Raw genomic sequence first — 18,143 nt, 5'->3', positions numbered from 1 at the left:
GTAAAGCAAAAGAATCCGAAGGATTCAAATGTTTATAGAATTTATGTTTGGTCTGAGTATGACTCCTTCGGAGTCACATATCTTCGGTAGGAATTATGTGCTATAAAGATTTGAATCCTTCGGATTCTTTTATATATGGACTTCTAATGAGTGGTTTTAATTTTTAAGATTTAAAAAATCCGTTTTTATCCGCGTTTTTGCAAAGCAAATCCGATTCATCCGTGTCCAAATACAGTAACTCCTTGAGTGTGATTATTTAAAAATGCAATTTGTGTAAAGCAAAAGAATCCGAAGGATTCAAATGTTTATAGAATTTATGTTTGGTCTGAGTATGACTCCTTCGGAGTCACATATCTTCGGTAGGAATTATGTGCTATAAAGATTTGAATCCTTCAGATTCTTTTATATATGGACTTCTAATGAGCGGTTTAAATTTTAAAGATTTAAAAAATCCGTTTTATCCGCGTTTTTGCAAAGCAAATACGATTTATCCGTGTTCCAATAAGCTACAGTTTATTTCTCATCTTCAGGCAAAATCACTTTATTAAATTCCGCCTTTTCTTCGACTCTTTTCTGTGCAGCTTTTCCTTTGCCAATAGGAATTCCCGCAGTAACATACAGCGATCGGTTGTATTGGTTATTTGGACCATCTCCTTTCATTACCGTTACAAGCCCATAATAATATTGAACAGTAAGATTTAAGCCGTTTCCAACGTTTAGATGATAACCAGTTCCTACTGCAATTCCGGCATCAATTACATGAATCTGATCTCGGATTTTCTTTTTGTAAATAACATCGTTATCGTTTATTTCGTTCTTAAACTCGTCAAAAGCTTTGGCAAGCAAACCAAACTGAGGCCCCGCTTTAAGATAAATATTGTTTTTAAATTGGTATTTAATCAATATCGGAACATTAAAATACCGAATTTCACGATTTACCCTTCCGCCCGCAAAAGTATTGTCCAGATTTTCATCATTCAAAGAATAAACAGGAATACCTTTTGCTCCCATAGGCGATTTTACAATTACTCCTGTATTGATCATCCAGGCTGGATTTTTTCTTGATCGAATATCAAAATAAAACCCAAGATTAAACCCCGGATTGGCCGCAGAAGAACCCATGTTCGAAATGGTAGAAAAGTTAACGCCGCCCTCAAGACCAAATTCCAAAAACTCCGAATTGAGTTTGTCTCCAAATATTAAGGAAATCAATACTTGAGACTGCAGCTGATTTATCGAAAACAGCATGAAAAGTACAAATAGAGCTTTTTTCATATCATTCGATTATAGTCCAAAACGATACTGAATGCCTCCTAAAGCTTGCGTACGGCTTCCTAAGAAACCAGCTTCAACCCTAAACATAATGTGTTTGTTGTATTGGAATTGAGATCCGATGATGAAATTCCACATATCTTTCGGCCTTTTTTGAAGAGAATATTGCACAGAAGAATTACCTGCAGTACTTAAAGCGCCATCTAAAGTAGCTAGGAAATTTCCAGCGCTTTCTAAAGCTCTGTTGGCAGTATTATGTTTGACAACATTTGCTGGATTTTTTTGTTCTGTCGGCGTAAGTCCATCCCACCAAGTATCAACTTTCTGCTGATTTTCGGAAACTTTTTCTAAACCATCATCCACTTTTGTCTGGGCATTTGTCAAGTCAAAAATTTCCGAAAGCGGAATATTTCCGTTTGTATCACCATTAATGTGCACTCTAAATGCTCCAACCCAAACAGCAATATTTTTTTCAGGATCATGTAATTTAAATGTCTTGCCTAAACGCGGACCAAAAACATAAGAAAAAGCGGGTTTATCGAGTGAACTAATATCTGTCCATGCCATATTCATATCCAAAGCCAGCCAGCCACCGCCAATACCGACCGTTGGAGTCATTCCGAAACCAAATGTGGTAGCATTAAAATTGGCTTTTGTACTAAAATGTGCAATCTGCGACCAGTTATTGTCTGCATCAGGAATATAGATTCCAGCATTAATTTTCGTAGCGGTATTCGCTTTTCCAAAAATTCCGTAGATGTTTAAAAATGGAAGCAGCCAAATATCAGGGCGAATCGTTAATGCACCGGCTTCTACAGAGGATTTATCGAAACGAACAATTTCGTCCAGATTATAAAGTGGTCCATTGTTAAAACCAACTTGCAAATCGTTGATCACAATTTCAGAATCCTGCCAAAAATAATTTATTGAGAGTCCCGCAGAATAGGGGAGTTTATATCCTTTTTGAGCCACTTTTTCTCCCCAGATCGGTAAAGCGTAGGGATAGTTGGCAATTTTTAAACTGTCTTTTAATTCTTCATTTTTTTTGCCCACAATTTTATCGGTGTAAACCTGTGCGGAAATTTGCAAGCTGCATAAAAATAATAAGGCTGATATTAGTGGATTACATTTCATTATTATACTGTTATAAAATTAATTAATAAAACTGCGTAAATAAAATCTGTACTAATGTATTCTGAGGAAATTCGGGCTTATTTTGATTTTACAGGGGTATAGGAAATTTTAAAATTGAAAAAGAATTTGCAATAAATTTATCATGTTTATAGTGTTAAAGTTAATTCTTTTTTTTTAACATTTATATTTTTTTTGAAGAAAGTGATTTTGTAATAAAAAGCAAATCAGTTGGTTTGGGTAAATAGAAAACTTTTTTCTTTTTTTATTCATTTCAATAATAATTGTGAAGCCAAAAGAATAAAGTAGTATTTTTACAGCTGTGAAATGGATAGCAATTATATTATCAATTTACCTGATGGCACTTTCAAACATGCCTTGCGCAGATTTGGAAGTGAATAGCGCTATGCATAAAACGGCTCAGTTTGCTTCAGAAGACAATCATTCTCACGATAAAGACAACGATTTATGTTCTCCGTTTTGCGCTTGCAATTGCTGTGGTGTACAAGTCTTAAGTTATCAGACTGCAATAAGTTTTGAGTTTCCAAAAGCCTATACCCAAATTTCTATTCCTTTACCAAGTTACAATTCTGTTTTTATTTCCAATTTCTACGGAAGTATCTGGCAGCCCCCTCAAATAGCATAATGATTGTGCCCGTTCCTGGTTAGGAATACGGGCGAGAGAGTTGTGGACTTTCCACACGTTTACAGACAATTTAATTGTCTCATTTCTCACGTCATTATAGATTCAAATGTTAGATAAAATCATTCAGTTTAGTATAAAGAACAAATTCGTTATACTATTATTTACCCTTGTGCTTATTGCATGGGGAAGTTATTCGCTTAAAAAATTACCGCTCGATGCACTGCCAGATGTAACAAACAATCAGGTGCAGATAATTACCACTGCGCCAACACTGGCGAGTCAAGAGGTCGAGCAATTAATTACTTATCCCTTAGAAAGAGCTGTAAAGACAGTTCCTGATGTTATCGAACTCCGCAGTATTTCCAGATTTGGACTTTCGGTTGTTACTGTCGTTTTTGAAGAAGATGTTGATATTTACTGGGCGCGCGAGCAGATTTTCCAGCGCTTAAAGCAAGCCGAAGAAAATATTCCAGATTATGTAAATTCTCCTGAATTGGCGCCAATTTCTACAGGATTGGGAGAAATATACCAATATGATGTGTACGCCAAAAAAGGCTATGAAAACAAATACAGTGCAGTAGAACTGCGAACGATTCAAGATTGGATTATCATTCCGCAATTGCAGGGCATAAAAGGTGTTGCCGAAGTAAGCACTTGGGGCGGAAAACTCAAACAGTTTGAAATCGCCGTCAATCCAAATATGCTCAATAGTCTTGGCGTTACGATTACCGAAATTTTTGATGCTTTAGAAAAAAACAATCAAAATACAGGAGGCGCTTATATTGAAAAAGATCAATATACCTACTTTATTCGCGGTGTCGGAATGGCAAAAGGCGTTAAAGACCTTGAAAATGTAGTTGTAAAAAACCGAAATGGTTCGCCCGTTTTGGTTCGAAATGTGGCACAAGTTCGCGAAGGCGTGGCATTGCGCTACGGTGCATCAACAAAAGACGGAAAAGGCGAAATTGTTTCGGGAATGGTTTTGATGCTGAAAGGCGAAAACTCCAGTGCAGTTGTAGATCGCGTGCACGAAAAAATGGAACAAATTAACAAAAGTCTTCCAGAAGGAGTGGTTGCCGAAGCTTTTATCGACAGAGGGAAATTGGTCGATAATTCTATTAAAACCGTTGCTAAGAATTTATTAGAAGGAGCATTAATTGTGATTTTTGTTCTGATTTTATTTTTAGGAAACCTTCGTGCGGGACTAATCGTCGCTTCTGTAATTCCGTTAGCCATGCTGTTTGCCGTGATTTTAATGAATGCTTTTGGCGTAAGCGGAAACCTGATGAGTTTGGGCGCCATAGATTTCGGAATTATAGTCGACGGAGCCGTCATTATTGTCGAAGCTACGATGCATCATCTACAGCAATTCAAAAACAAAAAAGAATTGACTCAGGAAGAAATGGACGCTGAGGTTTATAATTCGGCTTCTAAAATCAGGAACAGTGCCGCTTTTGGCGAAATTATTATTCTGATCGTATATCTTCCTATTTTAGCACTAATAGGAACTGAAGGCAAAATGTTCAAACCAATGGCAATGACAGTCGGTTTTGCGATTATTGGCGCTTTTATTCTTTCGCTCACTTATATTCCAATGATGAGTGCTTTGTTTCTTTCGAAAAAAACAGAACATAAAGAAAACTTCAGCGATCGCATGATTGCTTGGCTCGAAAGCCGTTATACTCCTTTATTGAAAAAAGCGCTAGAGTTTAAAAAAGTAGTGCTTTCTATTGCCGTTGGATTATTTGCTTTGGCATTTATTGCTTTCCAAAACATGGGAGGCGAATTTATTCCGACAATCGAAGAAGGAGATTTGGCTATAAATGTGACTATTATGACAGGAAGTTCGCTTACGCAAATGGTAGAAACAACCACAAAACTGGAAAAGATTTTGAAAGATAAATTTCCAGAGATCAAAACAATTGTTTCTAAAATTGGAAGCGGTGAGATTCCAACCGATCCGATGCCAATTGAAAGCGGCGATTTGATTATTGTTTTAAAAGACAAAAAAGAATGGAAGGGCAAATACCGTAATTGGGAAGCGCTGGCCAATGCTATGAAAGAAGAAATGGAAGTAATTCCAGGTTCTAATATTGAGATTTCTCAGCCTATTCAGATGCGTTTTAACGAATTAATGACGGGAAGCCGATCTGATATCGCGATTAAGATTTTTGGTGATGATCTGGAAATTCTAGATGCGAAAGCGGCAGAGTTAATTTCGAAAATAAAAGGAATCGAAGGAATTGGAGATTTGAAAGCCGATAAAGTAACGGGGTTACCGCAGATTACAATTAAATACGATTACGATAAAATTGCCCTTTACGGATTGAATATTTCAGATATCAACCAGATCATCCGTTCTTCTTTTGCGGGAGAAGTGGCTGGAAAGATTTATGACGAAAGCAAAAGGTTTGATGTCGTAGTCAGAATGGACGAAAACAATCGAGGAGATATTACCGATGTCAGCAATTTATTCATTCCGCTTCCGAGTGGTCAGCAGGTTCCGTTGTCTCAGGTTGCTTCTGTTGAATACGAACAAGGTCCTGTGCAGGTCATTCGCGAAGACGGAAAACGTAGAATTACCGTTGGTTTAAATGTCCGCGGAAGAGATATTCAAAGTGTTGTAGAGGAGATTCAGACTAAACTCGATACAAGTTTCAAACTTCCTGCGGGCTATTATGTAACGTATGGCGGACAATTTGAAAATCTGATAGAAGCTTCAAAAAGACTTTCTGTAGCCTTGCCAATCGCTTTAGGATTGATTTTGATCTTGCTGTATTTTACTTTCAAAAGCGTAAAACAGGCTTTACTGATTTTTACTGCAATTCCGTTATCGGCAATCGGAGGTGTTTTTGCGCTTTCGCTGAGAGGAATGCCGTTTAGTATTTCTGCCGGAATTGGTTTTATCGCTTTATTCGGAATCGCAGTCCTCAACGGAATTGTATTGATTTCGTATTTCAATCAATTAAAATCAGAAGGCATTTCAGATCCGTTCCAGAGAATCTTAATCGGAACTAAAACACGTTTGCGTCCAGTTTTAATGACCGCAGCCGTAGCTTCTTTAGGATTTCTACCAATGGCATTGTCCACCAGCGGCGGAGCAGAAGTACAGAAACCATTAGCCACGGTAGTAATCGGCGGGTTAATCTCGGCAACTTTATTGACGTTAATCGTATTGCCGATTTTGTATTTACTATTGGAGAGGTTTAATCGTGGTAGAATTAGTTAATGAGAAAATTTGATAATTAGATAATTTATTACTGTGCGCATAATAATTTCTCTCGCAGATTTAGCAGATCTGGCAGATTAATTTGAAAAGAAAAAAATCTGCTTAATCTGCAAAATCTGCGGGAGGCAAAAAATAAATAAAATGACAACACAATATAAAACCTTTGCGAACTTAGCGATAAAAACCTTGCGAACTTTGCGGTTAAGCACGTTTCTATTAGCAGGAACAGCAACATTTGCACAACAACCAATAAGCCTTGAAAAAGCAATAGAACTAGCCAAATCCAACAACATCGATTTAAAAATTGCTGATAAAGAAATCGAAAAACAAACCGTGCTCAAAAAAGCCGCTTTTCAGCCCGATCCTTTACAAGTTCAGTATCAGGGCGGACAATTCAATAGCGCTGATTTTGATCATAATGTTTCAGTGCAGCAGTTTTTTCCGTTAGGAAATATTACCAAAGCCAATAGACAATTGCAGGAAGAGCTGGCAAAATTGGCTGAGAAACGAAAAGCATTGTCGGCTTATGAAATTGAAAAAGCAGTGACTTTGGCGTATTATCAATATTTGTATGGCGTTTCGATTCAGAAACTTAATTCAGAACTCAATGCCATTTATACCAAATTTTTAAAGAATGCCGAATTACGTTTTAAAACCGGAGAAAGCGGCAACATAGAAGTGATAAGCGCTAAAGCGAAAGTAAAAGAAATAGAAACACAGAAAGCGCAATTAGAATACGATTTGGCAATTTATCAGAAACAATTGCAATTTTTCATTCAGACCGATGAAAATGTCATTCCAGATTCAAATACAGCCTTGCAATATACTTTTATAGAAAACCAGCAAAGTACAAAAGCCGAAACTGTAATGACCGATTTGTTTCAGCAGCAGATTTCAGTTTATCAAAAAGAAGCAGGAACCTTTAAAGCTTTGCGTACGCCAAAAGTCGGTTTAGGGTATTTTGCGCAGACCATCAATACCGAATCTCTGTTTCAGGGTTTTACGGCAGGATTGCAGATTCCGTTGTTTGGCGGTGTAAATACCACCAAAGCAAAAGCAGCTGAAATCGGTATTTCGCAGTCGCAAATGGCTTTAGATAAAAACAAACTGATGCTGAATCTCCAAAGAGAAGAATTACAGAATAACTTCAAAAAACAGCAGCAAAACTTGGCTTATTTCCAAAATGAAGGTTTGCATTATGCCGATCAGATTATCGATACGGCGCAGAAAAGTTATGCCAATGGCGATATGAGTTATTGGTCGTATATCAGTTTTTTAAATCAAGCGATTGACATTAAAAAGCAATTTGCAGAAGCTACGCACAGCTATAATCAAAGCGCTATCGAGCTTCAATTTCCAACCATCAAAAATTTCTAAAAATGAAAAATATATCTAAAAATTTAACCGCTGATTTAACCGCAAAGAGCGCAATCCCGATAGCTATCGGGACGCAAAGGGCGCAAAATTTAATTCGTTTGCGTGCTTTGCGTTTTGCCTTTGCGTGCTTTGCGGTTATTTCGGCAGTAAGTTGCAACGAAAAGAAAACGGAAGAAACACATGAAGAAGAAAAGTCGACAACAGAAGTAGCTTTAACGACTTCTCAATACAAAACTGTCGGAATTGAAACAGGAATTGTGGAAGATCGAAATCTGAATAAAATTATCAAAGCAAATGGTTATACGACAGTTCCTCCGCAAAATTCAGCTGAGGTTTCGACTTTAATTGGCGGAACTGTAAAAGATATTTATGTTTTGGAAGGCACTTTTGTAAATAAAGGAAAAGTTTTGGCAACAATTCAAAATCTTGAAGTAATTGAAATGCAGGAAGATTACCAATCGGCTGTTGCCAATGTTGAATATTTGCAATTGGAATACAATCGCCAAAAAACGTTGAGTGATGAAAATGTGAATCCGAGAAAAGTGTTTCAGGAAGTAAAAGCCAAATTAGCAGCCGAAAGAGCCCGCGCGCAGGCAGCAAAAAACAAACTCGATGCTTTACATGTTTCTACTAAAGGAACTACATCGGTTGTGCCAATTGTTTCGCCAATTAATGGTTATGTGGGAAAGATTAATATCGCCAAAGGCGCTTTTGCCAATACAGGAGTTTCGCTTTTTGAAGTGGTAGACAACAGCCAGATGCATTTGGATTTGAATGTATATGAGAAAGATTTAGGTTCGATTTCGATCGGTCAGGTAATTGACTTTGTCTTAACGAATCAGTCCAATAAATCGATTAAAGGAAAGATTTTCGGAATCAATAAATCTTTTTCTAACGAAAGTAAAACCGTTGCTGTCCACGCTAAAATCGATCCTGCTGATGCAAAAGGCCTGATTCCAGGAATGTATGTTTCGGCTAATATTAATATTACGAATGCAACTGTTTCGGCTTTGCCAAAAGATGCTGTAGTGAGAAACGCGGACAAATATTTTGTTTTTATTCAGGAAGAAGATCATGCAGAAGAAAAACACGAACATAAGGAAGGGGAAAAAGAAGAAGTTCACGAAGAAGAAATTCATTTTAAAGCCGTCGAAGTGATTCCAGGAACAACCGATTTGGGTTTTACAGAAATTAAGTTCGTAAATGATGTTCCTGCCGACGCTAAAATTGTTACGAAAGGCGCATTCTATCTGCTTTCAGCAATGAAAGGCGGAGGAGAGCATGCGCACTAGTTTTTAAAAGGTGCTAAGATGCTGAGTTACTAAGGTGTTGAGTTTTTTATGCTGGAGTCAAATTTGCTCGCAAAGGTGCGAAGTCGCGAAGTTTTTTTTTTAGCCACGAAGGCGCTAAGGCGCGAAGTTTTTTTGCATTCGTTTTATCGCGCAAAGTCGCAAAGTCGCGAAGTTTTTTTTAGCCACGAAGGCGCAAGGACGCGAAGTTTTTTGCTTTTTTTTTATCGCGCAAAGTCGCAAAGTCGCGAAGTTTTTTAGCCACGAAGTCGCTAAGAAGCAAAGTTTTTTGCATTTTTTGTCTTCCTGAGCGAAGTCGAAGGACACGTAAGAAACTCTACAAAGATTGGCGATTTTGTTTGCGGAGCTACTCGCGGAGATCCTTCCTTCGTCAGGATGACAAAAACGAACAAAAACTCTGCGTCTTAGCGACTTTGCGAGCAATTTACAGCCCAACTTAAAAAACTTTGCGGCTTCGCGTCTTTGTGGCAAAAAAACAACACAAAATGCTTAAATTTAGCACATTATTTTAAACAAGGTTTCAGAGAAACTAAAACCTGTCCCGATAGCTATTGGGATTAAAATTGAAACAAGAAAAATGATACATCAAGATAAAGAAGTAAAAAGCACTAAAAATAAAGCTAAGCCTTCCTGCTGCTGTTCGCATGACGAGCCTGTTCATTCCCATAATGACGGTCACGATCACGAGGGTCACGATCACGAACATAATGTCGAAGGAAGTTTATTCCAATTATTTCTGCCATCCATCATATCTTTCGTTTTACTGCTTATCGGAATTGGGTTTGACAATTATTTCCCGCAAGAATGGTTTTCAGGATATGTTAGAATCGTTTGGTATGCTGTTGCGTATCTTCCGGTGGGACTTCCGGTTTTGAGAGAAGCTTATGAAAGTATTGTAAAAGGAGATGTTTTCTCAGAGTTTTTTCTAATGTGCATCGCCACAATTGGTGCTTTTGCTATTGGCGAATATCCCGAAGGTGTTGCGGTTATGCTGTTTTATACTATTGGGGAAACCTTTCAAGGAATGGCAGTTAACCGAGCCAAATCGAGTATTAAAAGCTTATTGGATCAGCGCCCAGATGAGGTTCATGTTTTAGAAAATAATGTTGCAATAAAAGTCAAAGCCAAAGAGGTGAGGATTGGAGCAATTATTCAGCTTAAAGCTGGAGAAAAACTCGGTTTAGACGGCGAATTGCTGTCAGATTCTGCTTCGTTTAACACAGCGGCTTTAACGGGAGAAAGCAAACCCGATACTAAAAAGAAAGGCGAAACAGTTCTGGCAGGAATGATAAACGGAAACACGATTGCCGAAGTAAAAGTAACAACAGCTTACAATGACAGTAAATTGTCTAAAATTCTGGAATTGGTACAAAATGCCACAACCAAAAAAGCACCTGCTGAATTGTTTATCAGAAAGTTTGCTAAAATCTATACACCAATTGTAGTGTATTTAGCAATTGCGATCTGTTTGGTTCCGATGCTTTTTGTCGACAATTATGTTTTTAGCGACTGGTTATATCGAGCTTTGGTTTTCTTAGTTATTTCTTGTCCTTGTGCATTGGTTATCAGTATTCCGCTTGGTTATTTCGGCGGAATTGGCGCTGCGAGTAAAAACGGAATCCTTTTTAAAGGCAGTAATTTCTTGGATAGTATTTCGACAATCCAAAATGTTGTGGTTGACAAAACGGGAACCATGACCGAAGGTGTTTTTAAAGTGCAGGAAGTCATAATAAAACCTGAATTTAATAAGGACGAAATTTTAAAACTGGTAAATGCCTTAGAAAGCAGAAGCACGCATCCTGTTGCCACAGCCATTCACAATCATGTTGGAATAATTAATTCTTCTATTGAATTGAAAAATATCGAAGAAATCTCTGGACACGGTTTAAAAGCTGTTTATAACGGAAAAGAATTGTATGTCGGGAATTTTAAACTTCTAGATAAATTTAATATTTCGTACGATATTGATCCATTTTCGATTGTTTACACGACAATTGCCATTGCCTACGATGGAAAATTCGCTGGCTATTTAACTATTGCTGATGAAATTAAAGAAGATGCTAAAGAAACGGTTTCTAAACTCAAATCGTTAGGTGTAAAATTAACCATGTTGAGTGGCGATAAGAACAATGTGGTTCAGTTTGTGGCTGATAAACTCGGAATAGCAAAAGCGTTTGGAGATTTGCTACCAGAAGATAAAGTCAATAAAGTCAACGAAATTAAAGCTAAAAACGAAACAATTGCTTTTGTGGGCGACGGTGTAAACGACGCGCCTGTAATAGCTTTAAGTACTGTCGGAATCGCAATGGGAGGCTTAGGAAGTGACGCCGCAATAGAAACTGCCGATGTTGTAATTCAGGACGATAAACCTAGTAAAATTGCAATGGCAATCAATATCGGAAAGCATACCAAAAAGATTGTCTGGCAAAATATTATTTTAGCTTTTGCTGTAAAAGCATTCGTTTTAATTCTTGGGGCGGGCGGACTAGCCACTATGTGGGAAGCTGTTTTTGCCGATGTTGGCGTGGCACTTTTAGCAATTTTAAATGCGGTTAGAATTCAGCGAATGAAGTTTTAATAAAGAATAAAATCTGTTAGATCTGCTAAATCTGCGAGCGATAAATTACTCTCGCAGATTTGGCAGATCAGGCAGATTAAAATTTTAACTCAATTATAGCTTCGTTATTTTCCAATGATATTTTTACAGGATTGCTTTCAGCAGGAGTTTGAGTAGGATACCAATTTCTATTAGGACGTACCAAAATCAAAAGTCCTTCATCATCTCCAATGGCAGAGAAAAATTCGCTGTTATCATTTTTAGAAAAAAAGTGCAGTCCGTGTTCTTCAATTAATTCCTTTCCAAGCTCAAGCGGATTTTCGTTTACAATTCCGATTTCGCTGATATTTAAAATGGAAGCCGAATTAAATTCGCCAACTTGTTCGTTATTAAGGTCATGTCTGGCAATGAATTCTAATAAATTTCCGTTGTTGTCGTAAAAATAAACGGCGTGTGCATTCCAGTTTTCAAAATGGGTAATAACTTTTTTATCTTCAATTAAAATCAAATCCACTTTGTTCTGGCACCACTCAATAGCTTCTTCAAGCTGATTTTCAGGAATATTAAAGGCAAAGTGATAAATGGATTTAAACTGCGGATCTTCAGTAAATTTTAGAATAGATTCTCCAGCCTGAATGGTTACGGAGTTTTTATCGTTTTCTAAAATAAAAAGCCCTAAAACTTCTTGATAAAATGATTTTGTTCTTTGAATATCTTTTGTGCTGATTTGAATCTGATCTATTTTCATAATGGTATAATTTATAAAAGAAATAACTTCTTTTGTGTGATAAACAAATTTAAAAATGCCAGTTTATATTTTGAAAGCATCGCTATTTTATGCTTCAATGAAAGTATAGTAAATTACTATTTTAAAATGTATTTAGCAATAAAAAATCCGTTTCAGATAAATGAAACGGATTCTTAAATGTTTTAAAAAGAAGGGTTTAAGCCATATCGATTAATCCTCTTTTTACGACATAATAATCGTTATTTTTTTCTAGCTGAAATTGCGCAACAAATCCAGAAGGTTCGCCCATATAAGTTACGCTGACATCAAAATATCTTTTATCGTTTTCGTTTTCGTCTCCCCACATAAAATCATCCAGAATGTCAAGATTGCCAAGCCATTCTAAGTTATTCAACCATTCTTTTCCTTCAAAAGATTCATCTTCAGCTATTTCGTGAATAAGGTAATGATCACGCCAGATTACATGAATAGATTCTTCCCAATCGTCATATAAATGATCAACGCTGTTTTTAGCATTGTCTAATTCTCCTTTTTTTAAATAAGCAAAAAAATCTTCAACTGCTTTTTGGGCTTCAAGTTCGGTTGGTTTTTCTTTCCAGGTTTTAAAGGTTGCCATAAATTATTAGTTTAAAATATTGATTTAGGGATGTTTAATAGCTATTTTGTTCTATACAAATAAACTAAATTTTTATTGATTTAGATTATATTGAGATTCTTTTGCAAACATTTTTTATTCCATTAAAAAACTAACTATTGTCTAAGTGCTAATAATTTTGAAATATTTTTATTATAAGTTTTTTCTTTCTTTTTATATTTTTGCATTGAAAATGATCAGGATTTAAAATTAAAAAAGTTTCACTTTAGTGAAACTTAATTATATTTGTATGAAGAAACAAAGAGAAATTATCTTTTTTAAAAACTATTTTGAAGAATTCTTTTTAAAGCAACGTGAGAAAGTTAAGGCAAAGATAATCTGGACTCTACAGCTTATTGAAGAGTTAGAAAAAATTCCGGAAACTTATCTTAAACATATTGAAAGTACTGATGGATTATATGAAATAAGGGTTCAGTATGGAAGTGATATATTTCGAATATTTTGCTTTTTTGAAGAGGGTAAATTAATAGTGTTGGCAAATGGTTTTCAAAAGAAAACTCAAAAGACACCAAAGAAAGAAATTCTGAAGGCACTTAAAATTAGAGAAGAATATGAAAATGAAAAATAATGCAGAAAGTAATATCACAAGTTTAGATCAATTTAAAGATAAGCATTACGGAAAAATTGGTTCTAAAAAACGTGATACTCTAGAGAAAGGTTATGAAAGCTTTAAAATTGGAGCGCTCTTACTTGAGGCGAGATTACAAAAGGGTATGACACAGGAGCAGCTTGCGGAGAAAACCGGAACCACAAAATCATATATTTCAAAAATAGAAAATAATGTAAAAGAAGTACGATTTTCAACACTTCAGAAAATTGTTGAAATTGGTTTGGGAGGTCAATTAGAATTATCAATCAAAATTTAATTAACTAAATAAAAAAGCCCATTTCATAAAGAAATGGGCTTAGAGGATTTGCAGATTTTTGGGGCAATTTGCAAATCATCAACTAAATTATTTCGGCATTTCTGGAACCATAATTCTTCTGGTTGGCGTGCTCAAAGTTTCAATAAAAGCCAACAAATCAGCTATTTCTTCTTTACTTAAATCTAATTTTCTAAGCATTGGATCTACTTTTGGAATAAGAGAATCTCTTGCTGTTCCTAGATATTTTTTTTGAACAGGAGACGGATTTCCTAAATTGTACAATTCGACAACATCCAATAAAGTAGGGAAGTGGCCATGATGCATCCATGGTTTGGTATTTACAACTTCGCGTAAAGTTGGCGTTCTGAATTTACCAATATCTTTTACATCTTTGGTCACATTATACCGTCCGAAATCCTCATTTTTAGTTCCGAATAAAGTCTGGCCATCATTATGAAATTGATTGTCACTAAAATAGGGCGTATTATGACAATTGATGCATTGCGCTTTCGTTCTAAACAAATGCATTCCTTTTACTTGCTGATCGGTATAAGCTTCAGATTTTCCGCTTACAAACTGATCAAATTTACTTTTCGGACTGTTAATAGATCTTTCGAAAGTGGCAATCGCATATTGAATTCTTTCTAAAGTCACTTTTTTATCTCCAAAAGCCGCTGTAAACAATGAATTATACCCTTTAATTTTAGCAATCTTATCAACGGCAATCGTCAGTTTTTCATTCATTTCCAACGGATCTTGAACAGGAAATTGCGCTTGATCTTCTAGACTCGAAGCGCGACCGTCCCAAAATAGAGAAGTGGCATAGGCTGAGTTTAGAATTGTCATCGAATTACGTTTTCCTGTTTGACGGTCGTGTCCAAAAGAACGCGTTAGATTATCTGTCCAGCCCAATTCTGGATTATGGCAGGAAGCACAGGCAATTTGTCCGCTTCGAGATAATCTCGGATCAAAAAACAAAATCTTTCCCAGACTTTCCTTTTCCTTAGAATATGGATTATAAGCAGGATACGGAACAGCAGGAAGCACGCCAATATCTTGAAATTTAGATTTATCGACATTTTCATGCAGTTCTGCAACGGGCCATTTTGAAGTGTCCCCGCTAGAGTATACTTTTCTCAGTTCTTGAATATCGGTATAATCAGGACCTTCAGAAGCCTTGTAAGCCGATAATCCGAGCAGGAATAAGATGGGTAAGATTAGTTTTTTCAATTCTATTTTGTTTTTGTTTTTTGTTTTTTTTGTTTTTTTGTTTCAGGTTTCAAGTTTCACGTTGCTCTGCAGACGTTAGATTTGAAACTTGATACGTTCTGAGCCTCCAAAAGCTTTGTCAAAGTTTAAAACTTTGACAAAGCTCTTTTAAGTTCCGCTACTGACCACTAGAAGCTGATCACTAAAGCGTAACTTCTTTAGGACATGGAATGCTTAGCGCTGCAGGTTTTGGATACGTTCTATTGTTGTACATTCTGTATTGGGTCGAAACTGTTCCTCCAAACAGTTTGTCGTTTGTCAATTTTAATTCGAATGAAATTTCGTAAAGGCCATTGCTGATTTCTTTATAAGTTCCTTCACCTGAAATTGCAATTTGATAGGTGTTGTCTTTATCTTTTCCGATGGTTAAATCTTGCGGAATTACTAAAACAGTTCCCTCCGTTTTGCTGTTTCCATTTGCCGGGAAAAATTCTAAAGCTGAGGTAATGTTAAATCCAGGAGAAATAGCTGCGGAGTTACTTTCGTTAGAAAACCATCTTTTTAAACCAAAAGAATTAACAGTATTAGTTCCGCTGGCAACGTTAAAACCAATTTTGAACGCATCGTGATACACATCATCATTCGGATTTGCAGTTCCTTTATCGCTGTAAAGAATAGCATTTTCATTGTCTTTTGAGACAATAATAGGGAAAGTCAAAGCATTAAAAGTCTGCCACGCACAACCACTAGCATTACTAAACCAATGTTCGCCATAAGTCAGATAAAAGGCATTCGTTGGATCTGTAAACTTTGATGCTGGGTAGGCTTGAACATCTCTAGGAGATTTTATTGGTTTTACGAGCGTTAGACTTATATTACCAGTGGCGATATAATTCGGCGTATTAACCAATGTAATTTTTGATTCGTAACGCGCGTCGTCGTTTTGAATGTCTTCAAGCAACGTAAAATGATAGGTTATAGAACTTCTGTTGTCTCCATAATCATTGTGGGTTAATGAGTATTCAAAACCATTTTGGAATTTGAAAATAGCATTGCTGTCTATTTCAGATGGAATAAATCCGTTTGGGAAATTTACTTTAAAATCAACTTTTTCACCTACTTCGCCTTTTAAAACAAATTGATTTACTGGAAAAGTATAATTGGTGCTGATTTCTCCTAAAGTAATTGTAAAAGTATCATTTGGATAGGCTGTGTTTAAGTTTCCAATATGAATTGTTGGGTCTGATGCACTTTCGAGTTTTAATGAAATGCTTTGTTGGTCAGTCCATCTTTTGTCAAAAGAAACAAAAATAGTATCGGTTAATTTATTTCCTTCAAATACTAATTCTGTTGCTGGTTCTAGAGTAAAACTGTTTGGATCACCAGAAGTTTCGGCACTAAATTTTACTTTAACAGCAGATTTTAAAGCTGTTGAAGTCAAAGCTACCGGCACTTTAAAGGTTTTGATAGACTTGTTTTCAAATGTGCTTACAGGCAACCCAGAGGTATTCTTTGCTGGATATTCTAATGGAAAATTGTTGTCTACTAAAAAGTTAAATCTAACAAACGGATCAGTACTTGTGGTATCTAATCTATAATCGTCTTTGGAACAAGAAGCGACTAATGCAGCAATAATGCTTAATACGGCTATAATTTTAATACGATTCATTTTGTTTTAGATTATGGTTAAGGTTAAGATTACTTTTTGGAATAGGCAGAATAAATTTTGGTGAAGGGTAGGTAAGACTACAGCTTGTAGATAAACAGCCATCATTTCGAGAAATATCTTTATGATTTCTAGCGATATCAAAAAACAAATGGCCTTCAAAACACAACTCTTTTCTTCTTTCTAAAAATACCGCATCTGTTAGATTTTCTGAATCTTTTACCGGAGAAGCATTGGCTCTAGCTCTAATGGTATTGATATCTTTTTTAGCTTGGTCTGTATTGTTTAGTTTTAAAGCCGCCTCGGCACGAATTAGATATTGCTCGCTTAATCGGAATACTACATATCCTGGATTTCCTTGGAATTTTTTAGTAAAATAATAATTCAATTGTACAGGCTGTAAATTCACTTGTGTGGTCAGCGGTTGCACCAGAAATAGTTGTTTACGAATATCTGAAGCTTCGTATAAATCTATCAAATCTTGTGAAGCCACATATTTTTGAAAAGTTTTAGGATCGGTATAACCAAAAAATGCTGCTAAAGATGTGCCTGTGCCAGTCTCTTCATCTCTTGATATTGTAAACTCCATTAAAATTTCAGAAACAGGAAGATCAGGCTGTTCCCATTGAGCAATGTAATTAGCTGATTCAATCAAGTTTACACCAGAACTTGAAATGACATCATCTGCAGTATCGTACGCTTTCTGCCAGTCATTTTTAGATAAATAAACTCTTGATAGTAAGGCTTTTGTATTGTTTTTATTGAAATAACCATATGCAGGTCCATTTAAAAGCACATTATCAGAATAAAGGCTCACAGCTTCAGTAAGATCTTTGACAATGTAAGTATATGTATTGGCAACAGTTTCTCGAGAAGCGTATTGCAGTCCATTTGTTATTGACTTGGTATTATAAACAATTCCTAAATGAGAAGCATCTGCTGTAAAGCTGTAATTCTGGCTATAAAATTCGCTTAACAAAAAGTGCATATAGGCTCTAGTTGTTAAGGCTTCGGCTTTTATCTGTTTTTTTTCTGCTTCTGTAGCATCTTTTAAAGCGTCAACAAATTCGATAATTAAGTTTGCCTCATTGATAATCTTATAGCCATTGCTGTAAAAGCTTGCCAAATCAGAATCTAGCGCCTGATCGTTAAAAGCATAAAAACCTTTGATGTCATCAGGAATTGTAATAATTCCGTTTCTGTCATTATTATCAGAATAAGTTGGAGAGAATTTAAGGTTACCGCCTTGAACGTCTGAATACACTACAAAAGTATTACTCATATGAATAGCTCTCAGATCATAGTAAATCCCATTTAATGCCGTTAAAACGCCATCTTTCTTTTCTAATTGCTCATTTATAGAGGTTTGTGTTCCTGGTTCTTGTTCTAAAAAATCACTACAGCTTTGCAAAGAGCACAGTAGTGCTAAAACAAATGGAAATTTTAATGCTTTTATATTTTTAAAATATTTCATCTC

The 18,143-nt window shown here is 36.0% G+C and carries 14 protein-coding genes; 7 read left to right on the top strand and 7 right to left on the bottom strand.

Annotated elements, in window-relative coordinates:
• Positions 1-513: 513 nt before the first annotated feature.
• Both AC3E9W_RS20755 and AC3E9W_RS20750 read right to left on the bottom strand, forming a co-directional pair.
• Positions 514-1,275: a porin family protein gene (locus AC3E9W_RS20755; RefSeq protein WP_488769857.1), complete on the bottom strand. Its 762-nt coding sequence runs from the start codon at positions 1,273-1,275 to the stop codon at positions 514-516.
• 9 nt (positions 1,276-1,284) lie between these two features.
• Positions 1,285-2,406: a hypothetical protein gene (locus AC3E9W_RS20750; RefSeq protein WP_306160052.1), complete on the bottom strand. Its 1,122-nt coding sequence runs from the start codon at positions 2,404-2,406 to the stop codon at positions 1,285-1,287.
• A 319-nt stretch (positions 2,407-2,725) separates the two neighbouring features.
• Between AC3E9W_RS20750 and AC3E9W_RS20745 the strand changes: the two genes are divergently transcribed.
• The 5 genes from AC3E9W_RS20745 to AC3E9W_RS20725 all read left to right on the top strand — a co-directional run bounded on the left by AC3E9W_RS20745 (position 2,726) and on the right by AC3E9W_RS20725 (position 11,543).
• Positions 2,726-3,049: a DUF6660 family protein gene (locus AC3E9W_RS20745; protein ID WP_488769856.1), complete on the top strand. Its 324-nt coding sequence runs from the start codon at positions 2,726-2,728 to the stop codon at positions 3,047-3,049.
• Between the two features lie 106 nt (positions 3,050-3,155).
• Positions 3,156-6,278 (top strand): efflux RND transporter permease subunit, encoded by a 3,123-nt coding sequence (locus tag AC3E9W_RS20740; protein WP_306160056.1) that lies wholly within the window; start codon positions 3,156-3,158, stop codon positions 6,276-6,278.
• Positions 6,279-6,419: 141 nt separating this feature from the next.
• Positions 6,420-7,655: a TolC family protein gene (locus AC3E9W_RS20735; RefSeq protein ID WP_488769855.1), complete on the top strand. Its 1,236-nt coding sequence runs from the start codon at positions 6,420-6,422 to the stop codon at positions 7,653-7,655.
• Positions 7,656-7,657: 2 nt separating this feature from the next.
• On the top strand, positions 7,658-8,947 hold the full coding sequence (locus AC3E9W_RS20730) for an efflux RND transporter periplasmic adaptor subunit (RefSeq protein WP_488769854.1): 1,290 nt from the start codon (positions 7,658-7,660) through the stop codon (positions 8,945-8,947).
• 595 nt (positions 8,948-9,542) lie between these two features.
• A complete protein-coding gene (locus AC3E9W_RS20725) occupies positions 9,543-11,543 on the top strand; it encodes a heavy metal translocating P-type ATPase (protein WP_488769853.1) in 2,001 nt (666 codons plus the stop codon).
• Between the two features lie 76 nt (positions 11,544-11,619).
• Here AC3E9W_RS20725 and AC3E9W_RS20720 read toward each other — a convergent pair whose 3' ends face one another.
• Together AC3E9W_RS20720 and AC3E9W_RS20715 are read right to left on the bottom strand one after the other, a co-directional pair.
• Positions 11,620-12,270 carry a VOC family protein gene (locus tag AC3E9W_RS20720; protein WP_488769852.1) on the bottom strand — a complete coding sequence of 217 codons (651 nt, stop codon included), beginning with the start codon at positions 12,268-12,270 and terminating at the stop codon, positions 11,620-11,622.
• A gap of 196 nt (positions 12,271-12,466) precedes the next feature.
• A complete protein-coding gene (locus AC3E9W_RS20715) occupies positions 12,467-12,886 on the bottom strand; it encodes a hypothetical protein (protein ID WP_456892515.1) in 420 nt (139 codons plus the stop codon).
• A 268-nt stretch (positions 12,887-13,154) separates the two neighbouring features.
• On the opposite strand from AC3E9W_RS20715, the gene AC3E9W_RS20710 reads away from it, so the two are divergent.
• Together AC3E9W_RS20710 and AC3E9W_RS20705 are read left to right on the top strand one after the other, a co-directional pair.
• Positions 13,155-13,493, top strand: a complete 339-nt coding sequence (locus tag AC3E9W_RS20710; protein ID WP_488769851.1) for a type II toxin-antitoxin system RelE/ParE family toxin — start codon at positions 13,155-13,157, stop codon at positions 13,491-13,493.
• Positions 13,483-13,791, top strand: coding sequence for a helix-turn-helix domain-containing protein (locus AC3E9W_RS20705; protein ID WP_371878225.1), 309 nt, complete (start codon positions 13,483-13,485; stop codon positions 13,789-13,791). Before AC3E9W_RS20710 ends, AC3E9W_RS20705 begins: the two co-directional genes overlap by 11 nt.
• An 87-nt stretch (positions 13,792-13,878) precedes the next feature.
• Here AC3E9W_RS20705 and AC3E9W_RS20700 read toward each other — a convergent pair whose 3' ends face one another.
• From AC3E9W_RS20700 to AC3E9W_RS20690, 3 genes are all read right to left on the bottom strand, one after another.
• Entirely contained in the window at positions 13,879-15,021 is a 1,143-nt protein-coding gene (locus tag AC3E9W_RS20700) for a cytochrome-c peroxidase (RefSeq protein WP_488769850.1), read from the bottom strand.
• Between the two features lie 181 nt (positions 15,022-15,202).
• The gene (locus AC3E9W_RS20695) at positions 15,203-16,669 is read right to left on the bottom strand and encodes a hypothetical protein (RefSeq protein WP_488769849.1); all 1,467 of its coding nucleotides are present in this window, start codon (positions 16,667-16,669) and stop codon (positions 15,203-15,205) included.
• Positions 16,656-18,140: a RagB/SusD family nutrient uptake outer membrane protein gene (locus tag AC3E9W_RS20690; protein ID WP_488769848.1), complete on the bottom strand. Its 1,485-nt coding sequence runs from the start codon at positions 18,138-18,140 to the stop codon at positions 16,656-16,658. The genes AC3E9W_RS20695 and AC3E9W_RS20690 overlap by 14 nt, the downstream gene beginning before the upstream one ends.
• Positions 18,141-18,143: the final 3 nt, after the last annotated feature.

The sequence above is a fragment of the Flavobacterium sp. 38 genome, from assembly GCF_057799715.1.
This window is presented reverse-complemented; position numbering and strand designations above follow the sequence as displayed.